This window comes from Leptospira adleri, from assembly GCF_002811985.1.
GTDB classification, from domain to species: domain Bacteria; phylum Spirochaetota; class Leptospiria; order Leptospirales; family Leptospiraceae; genus Leptospira; species Leptospira adleri.
Genome location: NZ_NPDU01000039.1, coordinates 31,517 through 40,288 on the forward strand (window position 1 = coordinate 31,517; position 8,772 = coordinate 40,288).

General features: G+C 42.4%; 10 protein-coding genes. 7 read left to right on the top strand and 3 right to left on the bottom strand.

Going from position 1 to position 8,772, the window contains the following annotated elements; all coding sequences use genetic code 11:
- The first annotated feature begins 43 nt into the window (after window positions 1-43).
- The 7 genes from hisB to CH376_RS14960 all read left to right on the top strand — a co-directional run bounded on the left by hisB (window position 44) and on the right by CH376_RS14960 (window position 7,166).
- Entirely contained in the window at window positions 44-625 is a 582-nt protein-coding gene (gene hisB, locus CH376_RS14930) for an imidazoleglycerol-phosphate dehydratase HisB (protein ID WP_165783631.1), read from the top strand.
- Complete coding sequence (hisH, locus tag CH376_RS14935) at window positions 622-1,254, top strand: imidazole glycerol phosphate synthase subunit HisH (protein WP_100788165.1); 633 nt, start codon at window positions 622-624, stop codon at window positions 1,252-1,254. Before hisB ends, hisH begins: the two co-directional genes overlap by 4 nt.
- Window positions 1,251-1,976: a 1-(5-phosphoribosyl)-5-[(5-phosphoribosylamino)methylideneamino]imidazole-4-carboxamide isomerase gene (hisA, locus tag CH376_RS14940; RefSeq protein ID WP_100788166.1), complete on the top strand. Its 726-nt coding sequence runs from the start codon at window positions 1,251-1,253 to the stop codon at window positions 1,974-1,976. Before hisH ends, hisA begins: the two co-directional genes overlap by 4 nt.
- A 94-nt stretch (window positions 1,977-2,070) precedes the next feature.
- A complete protein-coding gene (locus tag CH376_RS14945; RefSeq protein ID WP_100788167.1) occupies window positions 2,071-3,291 on the top strand; it encodes a vitamin K epoxide reductase/DsbA family protein in 1,221 nt (406 codons plus the stop codon).
- Window positions 3,292-3,307: 16 nt separating this feature from the next.
- On the top strand, window positions 3,308-3,832 hold the full coding sequence (locus CH376_RS14950) for a zinc ribbon domain-containing protein (RefSeq protein WP_100788168.1): 525 nt from the start codon (window positions 3,308-3,310) through the stop codon (window positions 3,830-3,832).
- 6 nt (window positions 3,833-3,838) lie between these two features.
- Window positions 3,839-5,251: a PP2C family protein-serine/threonine phosphatase gene (locus CH376_RS14955; RefSeq protein WP_100788169.1), complete on the top strand. Its 1,413-nt coding sequence runs from the start codon at window positions 3,839-3,841 to the stop codon at window positions 5,249-5,251.
- Window positions 5,252-5,348: 97 nt separating this feature from the next.
- Window positions 5,349-7,166 carry a DUF885 domain-containing protein gene (locus tag CH376_RS14960; RefSeq protein ID WP_100788170.1) on the top strand — a complete coding sequence of 606 codons (1,818 nt, stop codon included), beginning with the start codon at window positions 5,349-5,351 and terminating at the stop codon, window positions 7,164-7,166.
- 7 nt (window positions 7,167-7,173) lie between these two features.
- Here the strand turns inward: CH376_RS14960 and thiD are convergent, their stop codons facing one another.
- From thiD to CH376_RS14975, 3 genes are all read right to left on the bottom strand, one after another.
- Window positions 7,174-7,983: a bifunctional hydroxymethylpyrimidine kinase/phosphomethylpyrimidine kinase gene (gene thiD / locus CH376_RS14965; protein ID WP_100788171.1), complete on the bottom strand. Its 810-nt coding sequence runs from the start codon at window positions 7,981-7,983 to the stop codon at window positions 7,174-7,176.
- Window positions 7,984-8,034: 51 nt separating this feature from the next.
- Window positions 8,035-8,406 carry an MGMT family protein gene (locus tag CH376_RS14970; RefSeq protein WP_100788175.1) on the bottom strand — a complete coding sequence of 124 codons (372 nt, stop codon included), beginning with the start codon at window positions 8,404-8,406 and terminating at the stop codon, window positions 8,035-8,037.
- A gap of 47 nt (window positions 8,407-8,453) precedes the next feature.
- A partial coding sequence (locus tag CH376_RS14975) for a sensor histidine kinase (RefSeq protein WP_133124665.1) occupies window positions 8,454-8,772 on the bottom strand: 319 nt, incomplete at its 5' end.

The following is an 8,772-nucleotide window of genomic DNA, read 5'->3' on the forward strand; positions in this document are numbered from 1 at the left end:
TTCATTGACACGGAGGTCGTTCGGATTCTATGATCCTGGTAGAATGAAAGCAGAACGCAAAACCTCTGAAACTGAAATCAAATTGGAAATGAATCTCCGCGGAACCGGAAAGTATCGCTTTGATACTGAGATTCCTTTTTTCGAGCACATGCTTTCTCATATTTCCAAACACGGTTTGATCGATCTGGATCTCTGGTTGAGAGGGGATATCGAAATCGATTGTCATCACTCTGTGGAAGACACAGCAATCCTCATGGGAAATACCATCCACAAACAACTCGGCGACAAAGCGGGAATTTTTAGATACGGACATTTCACTCTTACGATGGATGAGGTTCTTACAACGGTCGCCGTGGATCTCGGAGGTCGTTATTTTTTCAAATATACGGGCCCCGAACTTACGGGAAAATTCGGAATCTATGACGCGGAGTTATCCTTAGAATTCTTACAAAAACTCGCACTCAACGCGAAGATGAATCTTCACGTAGTCGTTCACTACGGCGATAACAGACATCATATTCACGAATCAATTTTTAAGGCTTTGGGAAAGGCTTTGAGAATGGCGATCGCGCAAGATTCGGCGTCAGCAGGAGCGATCCCTTCTACAAAAGGAGTTTTGGAGTGATCGCTATTCTCGATTACGGAATGGGAAATATCCATTCCTGTATCAAAGCCGTTTCTCTTTATACAAAGGATTTTGTTTTTACAAACGACCGGGTTACGATTGAAAATTCGGACGCGTTGATTCTTCCCGGCGACGGACACTTTGATAAGGCAATGGAAAATCTGAATGCGACCGGCTTGCGAGATACGATCGACAAACACGTCTCTTCAGGAAAACCTCTCTTCGGTATCTGTATCGGCTTTCAGATTCTTTTTGAATCTTCGGAAGAGATCGCACAAGGCACAAAAAAGGATCAGATCGAAGGTTTAGGTTATATCAAAGGGAAAATCCGAAAATTTCAAGGTAAGGATTTTAAAGTTCCTCATATCGGTTGGAATCGTCTTCAATTCCGCAAGAAAGATAAGAGCGTCCTCCTGAAAGGAATTCCGGATCAGTCATTTTTTTATTTCATCCATTCGTATCGACCTACGGACGCGGAAGGAAACGCGATCACAGGACTCTGCGATTATTATCAGGAAAAATTTCCGGCAGTCGTTGAAAAAAATAATATTTTCGGCACTCAATTCCATCCCGAAAAATCGCACACGCACGGACTTAAACTTCTGGAGAATTTTATAAAATCGGTATGATCATCATTCCCGCCATAGATTTATTGGATAATTGCGCAGTTCGCTTGTTCAAAGGAAATTACGAAGAAAAGAAAATCTATTCTTCAGAACCTTGGAAACTTGCGGAAGGTTTTAGTAAGAATGGAGCGTCGCTCCTCCACTTGGTCGATCTCAACGGAGCGAGAAATCAGATCGGTGTGAACGAACATTCTATCTTGAAGATCCGGGAAACAACTTCTCTGAAAGTTCAGTTAGGCGGCGGAATTCGAGACAAGGAAAAATTAGAATATTATCATAAGATCGGAATCGATCGTTTCATCATCGGAACAGCCGCTGTAACGGATCCGGATCTTTTAAAGTTCGCTCTGGATACGTACGGAAAAGATCGAGTAGTAGTCGCGGTGGATGCAAGAGACGGAATCGTAAAAATCGCGGGCTGGGAAAAAGATTCCGGCGTCCATTATCGCGATCTTTTAGAAAGTCTCGCGAAAGCCGGAATCGAGCACGTCGTTTTTACGGATATCGCACAAGACGGAACTCTGGCCGGGCCGAACTTGGAAGCGTATCGCGAAATTCTCAATTCGTTTCCTTTCCAAGTGATCGCCTCGGGCGGAATCTCTTCCTTAAAAGATCTGATGGATCTTTCTTCCTTAGATACAAAGATTCCTCTGTTCGGAGTCATCACTGGAAAGGCGTTGTACGAAGGAAAATTAGATCTCGCGGAAGCGATTTCCACACTCTAAGAAAGGAAGCCATAGAATCCGGATGGATTTTTCTTTTCATCTGAGAAGGAACCATACATAAAGGTAAATCGATCTTACAGGATCGGGGAAATTCATGAATCAATTGTCCAAAAATAAAATTTCGATCATTCTCTCTGCAATGGGTTTGATCCTTTCCTTTCTTCTCATCCAAAAATACTACGGAGATCCCAGTTCCGTCGGAGAAGCTCTTTGTAACGCGATCAGCGAATCCGGCTCCTGCGATAAGGTTTCAGAAAGCTCCTTTTCCGCAATTCGGAACGTTCCGGGGTTAGGCGATCTTCCAACGGCGCTTTTCGGCTTTATCTTTTACGGATTTGTAGGATTTCTTTTTGTCCTCTCCGAAATCAAAAAGGAAACCGCCGAATCCAATCTTCGTCTCGCGTTTTATGTTTTGATTTTAGGTTTGGTCGCCGACGTCGGATTGTTTATTATTTCGGTCGGAGTGATCAAAGCGTTATGCGGTCTTTGTGCAGCAACTTACGTCGTTACGATTGCGCTCCTTGCGGTGAACTTTCCCGGATTCAAAGCGATTTCGGATAAATCCGTTTCCGCAGTGACCGGAAGTTTGAACGGAAATTTTTTGAATCTGCTGATCGTCGTCTTATCCTTCTTTGTTCTCGGGCTTTACGGCGGAAGAATTTCTACGGGCGGAGCGAGACTCATTTCCGGGGCGGCCTCTGGAGAAAAACCGATTCCCGTTCTTTTAAAAGAATTCGAATCCACGCCTGCGGTTCAAATCGATTTGAAAGATACTCCGATCGTTGGAGATCCGAATGCGCCGATTACGATCGTAAAATACGCGGACTTTAACTGCGGTCATTGTATGCATACGAGCAAAATTCTAAAATCGTTTCTAAGCGAATACGACGGAATCATCAAAGTTGCATATAAGAATTTTCCCTTGGACGGAAATTGCAATCGACTCGTAGGCAGAAAATCTCCGGAAGCAAGTTCCTGCGTTGCCGCGAGCGCCGCGCTTTGTGCGAATCAGCAAAATAAATTCTATCCGATCTATACCGGTCTTTACGAAGACAATGAAACCGGCGTTATGCACACTGTCGCAACGGTAAGCCGAATCGCCGAGAAAAACGGCATTAAGATGGATCAGTTTCGTTCTTGTATGAGCTCGCCGAAAATCAGAGATCAGATCAATCGGGAAGTAGACGAGGCGGAAAAATTGAAAATCAATTCCACGCCGACTTTGTTTATCAACAACAAACCTCTTCCGAAAAGTGGAACTCCGGATGTGGATTTTTTACGTCAATTGATCAATCAACTTATCAGTCAGAGCTGATCGATTTTCGAAAATCATGGAGACGGAGAAACGATTCTGCAGGAATTGCGGAACTCATATATTAGCAGATTCGATACAATGCGTTTTCTGCGGATCGTTTCAATCCAGAGAAGCGGTTCCGTTTTTCCGTTTCCTTTCCGAAAGTAAGTTTTTTAGGATCAAAATCCTTTATCCGGGAATTCCGATCCTAGGATTTGTTCTTTTGCTTTTGAGCGTCGTTCTTTGGAGAAAAATCCTTCCTCTTTCCCTGCCGATCCTATTCTTCTTTTGGTCTTTGATCTTTTCCGTTTCGGGTTGGATCGGAGAATTGATCCTAGATTTGAAATTTCGCGGGGACGTGAAAGATTTTCGCGAAGGATTTATTGAATGGCAGAAACATCTTTACGATCGATCTCCTTATTTATCCTATCTCGGCATGATTTTGTTTGTCGCAACTCCTTTGATTCAGTGGCAAAATTCGCTTTGGTTTTCTTTAGCTTCCGCAAGCATTTGGACCGCTTTGATCTCTTTTGTTTTCTTGGTCATCGTTCCTCTCCTTTAGAAATTTATGAATTTCTTTCATCTTAAAAAAACGTTTCGACTTCCGGTGACTTTCAACTGGATTTTGGGAGGATCGTTTGTTTCGGTTCTTTTTTCAATATTAAAGTTTTTTAATACGGAAGGTCTTGAAAAGGTTTCCTATTCCGAATTGGCTTTATTTTTGATCGTGAACGCGGGAACCGCAATTCCGATAAACTATCAATTAGTCAACGGTCGATGGAATCTTCAAAAATGGATGAAAATCTCGTTTTATTTTTGGCATATTCCGATGTTGCTTTTCAACGCTTGGCTTACGGTTCAAGTTCCGGATTTCTTATTCGTCATGTTAACTGCTCTTTACGGGAGTTATCTCGCTCCTTTCGGGATGATGGAAAGACGTTACTTTATCCTAGGTGCGTTGATTTATTCTTTTTGTTTGTTCTTATTTTATTTTACCGGAATTGCCGGAATTTCTCCGATCCGCTTTAGCGATAGAACTCTGGTGATTTTTTTCTTTATCTTCGTCTTAACGATCCTTTTGTATTTTTATTGGATGAGCATCACTTCCGGGTTCTTAAAATCGCAAAGTTCAAAAGTTCAAAAACTTCTCCGGTCTTCGAGGAAAGACAAACGCAAACTTTCGGAAGAAAGAAAAACGATCGAAGAGTTGATGGCTCAACTCAATAAGTCGTTTAATATCATTAAGAAGGATTTATCGACCGCCAAAAGAATTCAAAAGAGTATGCTTCCCTCCGGTTTGGAAAAATACTCCGACTTGGACATTCGAGCCGAATATATTCCAAGGGACGAAGTTGGAGGTGATTTTTACGATATCATTCGGATCAACGACGGAGTTTACCGTTTATTCTTGGCGGATGCTACCGGCCACGGAGTTCAAGGCGCTCTCATAACGATGGCGATAAAGGTCGAGTATGAATTCTTAAAACAATCGGGAAAAAGACCCGGCGAAATATTAGAAATATTGAATTCAGATTTTATCGAAAAATTCAAATCGCTCAATCTTTATTATACTTGTATTCTCGTGGATCTCGATTTGAACAAGGGAGTTTTGAGATATTCTTCCGCCGGTCATCCGGAGCAGGTATTGATACAGAATTCCGAATTCCTTACGCTTCCTAATATGGGAAGAATGATCGGACTTTCTCCGGCCTCCATCTATAAGGACAAAATTTTAAAAATTCACGCGGAAGATCGGATTCTTCTTTTTTCGGACGGTCTTTTCGAAGAAGCTAATTCTAAAAAAGAATTCTACGGTGAAAAAAGACTCCATAACTTATTGAAAGAAAAAAAAGATAAATCCTCGTTCGAACTCGTTGATATCATTTTGGAAGACCTAGAAAAATTCACGGATGGAAACGGTTTCCAGGACGATTTGACGGTGGTTTCTCTGCGTATTACGAAGAATTCTTCCCCGGGATAAAACTGTCCTTCGCTTAATTTAATAATTTTATCAAAACCGATTCGATTTACAAAAATTGAATTTTCATTCTTGTGGTGTTTTTGTATTTTGTTCCACTATGTTCAGCATAACGGCGCGAAAGCGGATTCTTCTTGGTCTACTATTCATAGTTTTTCTATCCTTCACTCTTATATTACATACGATTTTTTTTAAACCGATTACCCTCGGTCTTTTTTACGAGAAAGTTTTTTGGGAATCCGTTTTGGACGATCCAGAATATCTTACTTCTCTCGGCGTTCTAAACAATCTTGGAGTCGAAGGATATCAAAGGAAACTAACGGATATCTCGATCGAAAAACAAAAACAGGACTTAGAAAAGGCAAAGAAGAATTTAGAAATTCTTCTTTCTTACGGAAAGGAGGGATTGGTCGACCAGGAGCTTCTTTCTTTTGAAATTTTAGAATGGTCTCTGCGTCTTAGAATCGCAGGCGAGAGATTTTTGTTTCATGATTATCCCGCCAATCAGTTGTTCGGCGTTCAGAGTCAGACTCCGACTTTCTTGGCGACCCAACATCCCTTGAAATCATCGAAAGATGTGGAGAATTATATTCTTCGATTGGGAGCCGTTCCGAAAAAAATCGATCAATTGATCGCGGGGATTTTACTCCGAGATAAGAACAGGATTCTTCCTCCCGATTTTATTTTGGACCGTTTGATCTCCGAGGTTTCGGGATTTGTTTCGTCGCCTGCGAGAGAAAATATTCTTTATACGGCTTTTGAAAAAAAAATCAGAAAGATCGAGTCCATCCCTAAAGAAAAGCAGGATCTTTATCTCATCCAGGTTCAGAATTCAATCGTTACACAGATCTTTCCTTCCTATTTAAAACTTCTCAACTTATTCAACGAACAAAGAAAACACGCGGATTCGAAGGCCGGAGTTTGGAAACTTCCCGACGGAGACCAATATTATTCTCACGAGCTGAAAAAACATACGACCACCGAGTTGAGCCCGGAGGAGATCCACAATATCGGCCTCAACGAGGTGGAGCGAATTCAGAACGAGATGAAGACTATTCTCAAAGGACTCGGTAAGAATCAGCCGATCCCCGCGGCGATGGCGGCTCTTCGAAAAGAACCTAAATTCTTATTTCCCGATACGGAAGAAGGCAAACTTCAAGCCTTGGAAGAATATAAGAAAATTCTAAAGGACTCGGAGGAAAAAACCAAATCTCTTTTTTTAAAAATGCCCGAAGGAAAAGTCGAAGTGGAAAGAATTCCCGTTTTTAAAGAAAAAACGGCGCCGGGAGCTTACTACGACGAGCCGGCTCTTGACGGATCCAGGCCGGGTATTTTTTACGCGAACCTAAGAGATACGAAGGAAATCCCGAAATTCGGGATGAGAACTCTCACTTATCACGAAGCCATTCCGGGACATCATCTGCAGATCGCAATTATGCAGGAACTAAAAGGTCTTCCCCGTTTTAGAAATACCATTACGTTTACTGCATACGTGGAAGGTTGGGCTTTGTATGCGGAACGTTTGGCGAAGGATTATCGGTTCTTTGAAGATCCTTATTCGGATTTAGGAAGATTGCAAGCGGAGCTTTTCCGTGCTGTCCGTTTGGTTGTGGACACCGGAATTCACTACAAACGTTGGACTCGGGAAGAAGCCATTTCTTATATGATGCAAAATACTGGAATGGCTCCGAAGGATGTGACTGCGGAAATCGAAAGATATATCGTTTATCCGGGACAGGCGTGTTCTTACAAACTGGGGATGTTGAAAATTTTGGAACTCAGAGAAAAGGTCCGGGAAAGAAAAAAGGAACAATTCGATATCCGAGAATTTCACTCCGTGGTTTTGGACAGCGGTTCGTTACCTCTCACCATTCTTGAAAGTCTGGTAAAAGATAAATTGTTAAGCGAAAAAAAATAAACGGAAATCAGATGTCAATTGTGGGAGTATGATTCAGAGTTTTATCTTTTCCCGCCGTGTAAGCCTGTTCGATCGCGGCGTGGAGGTATTCCTTTGCTTTTCTAACCGCGTCGTTCAACGGATTTCCCAATGCAAGATAAGAGGTAATTGCGGAAGAATATGTACATCCCGTTCCGTGCGGATAAAAACCGCTTACAAAGGGTTTTTCGTAAGAAAAGATTTTATTTCCGTCATAGAGAATATCCAGCGCGATCTTTTCACCTTGTAGATGACCGCCTTTCAGAAGAACCGGAATTCTAAATTTATCGAAAATTTCCTTTGCGAGGTCCCGCATTTCCGAACTGTCTTTGATTTTTTTTCCGGAAAGAATTTCCGCTTCGTCCAAATTCGGGGTGATGAGTTCCGCAATCGGAATCAGCCGGTTTAATAGGGCATCGATCGCAGAGTCTTGTAAAAGTTTGGCTCCGCTCGTCGCGACCATCACCGGATCTATAACCAAGAAAAACGGTTCTTTCTTTTTGCGAGTGGATAAAAGGGAATGCGTTCGTTCGATGAGCGCTTTTGAAAAGAGCATTCCGGTTTTGACGGCCTTTACTGGGAAATAATCCATAACCTCGGAGATTTGTTTTTCTAAAAAGTCGACATCTACTTCTAAAATTCCGGTCACACCCGAAGGATTTTGCGCGGTAAGACAAGTGATCGCGGAAGTACCAAAGGTTCCTAACGCAGTGAAAGTTTTGAGGTCGGCTTGGATTCCGGCTCCGCCTCCAGAATCTGATCCGGCGACGGTAAGGGTGACTGGTTTGTTCTTGTTCATGTTGACTATTGTTCTTTGATCGGATCGGTTAAATTTAGAAACAAGGAAACTCTATTTTTTTTTACGCGCCGAGGAATTTTGAATCGGATTCGGCCATCCGTAAACGTCGAGATCCACCGTCTCGCTTGCGCTGAACTTTATGCCTTCGTTTTCCAGCATTTTTCTCTGAAGAATCGAACGTCCAGTATCTCCTCTAAAGGAAATTTTTCCCTGGCTATTGATCACCCTCTGCCAAGGAACCGTTTGTTCCTGAGTTTTGGAGAGGGCATTGAGGGCGTAACCGACTGCGCGAGCCGCCCTCGGTTTTCCCAGAAGAGCCGCAATTCTTCCGTAAGAAGTGACTTTTCCTTTGGGAACTTTTTTTACAAGTTTATAGACTTCCTTAAAAAACGAAATCTCTTGAATGTCTTTTTCTTTTTTCACGTTATTCGCTTTTGAGTTCAAGTTTCGCAAGGAATTGGATAAGAATTTTATATCGAGACAAGTTCCGGATTGAGCGGTAGTTCGACGCGAAATATGGTTTTTCCGGGAACGGATGTTAATGAGATTTTACCTTTGTGTTTTTCCACGATTCCCTTTACGATCCCGAGCCCTAACCCTGTTCCTTCTCCTTGATCCTTTGTGGTAAAGAACGGATCCCAGATGCGATCTTGAATTTTTTGAGGAATTCCGGGGCCGTTGTCTTCGATTTGAACAACCACACGATCGCCCGATGGAAACACCGAGATTTCGATTTTTCCATCGCCTTTAAGCGCTTGAATCGCGTTCTGAATCAAGTTTGGACCAACT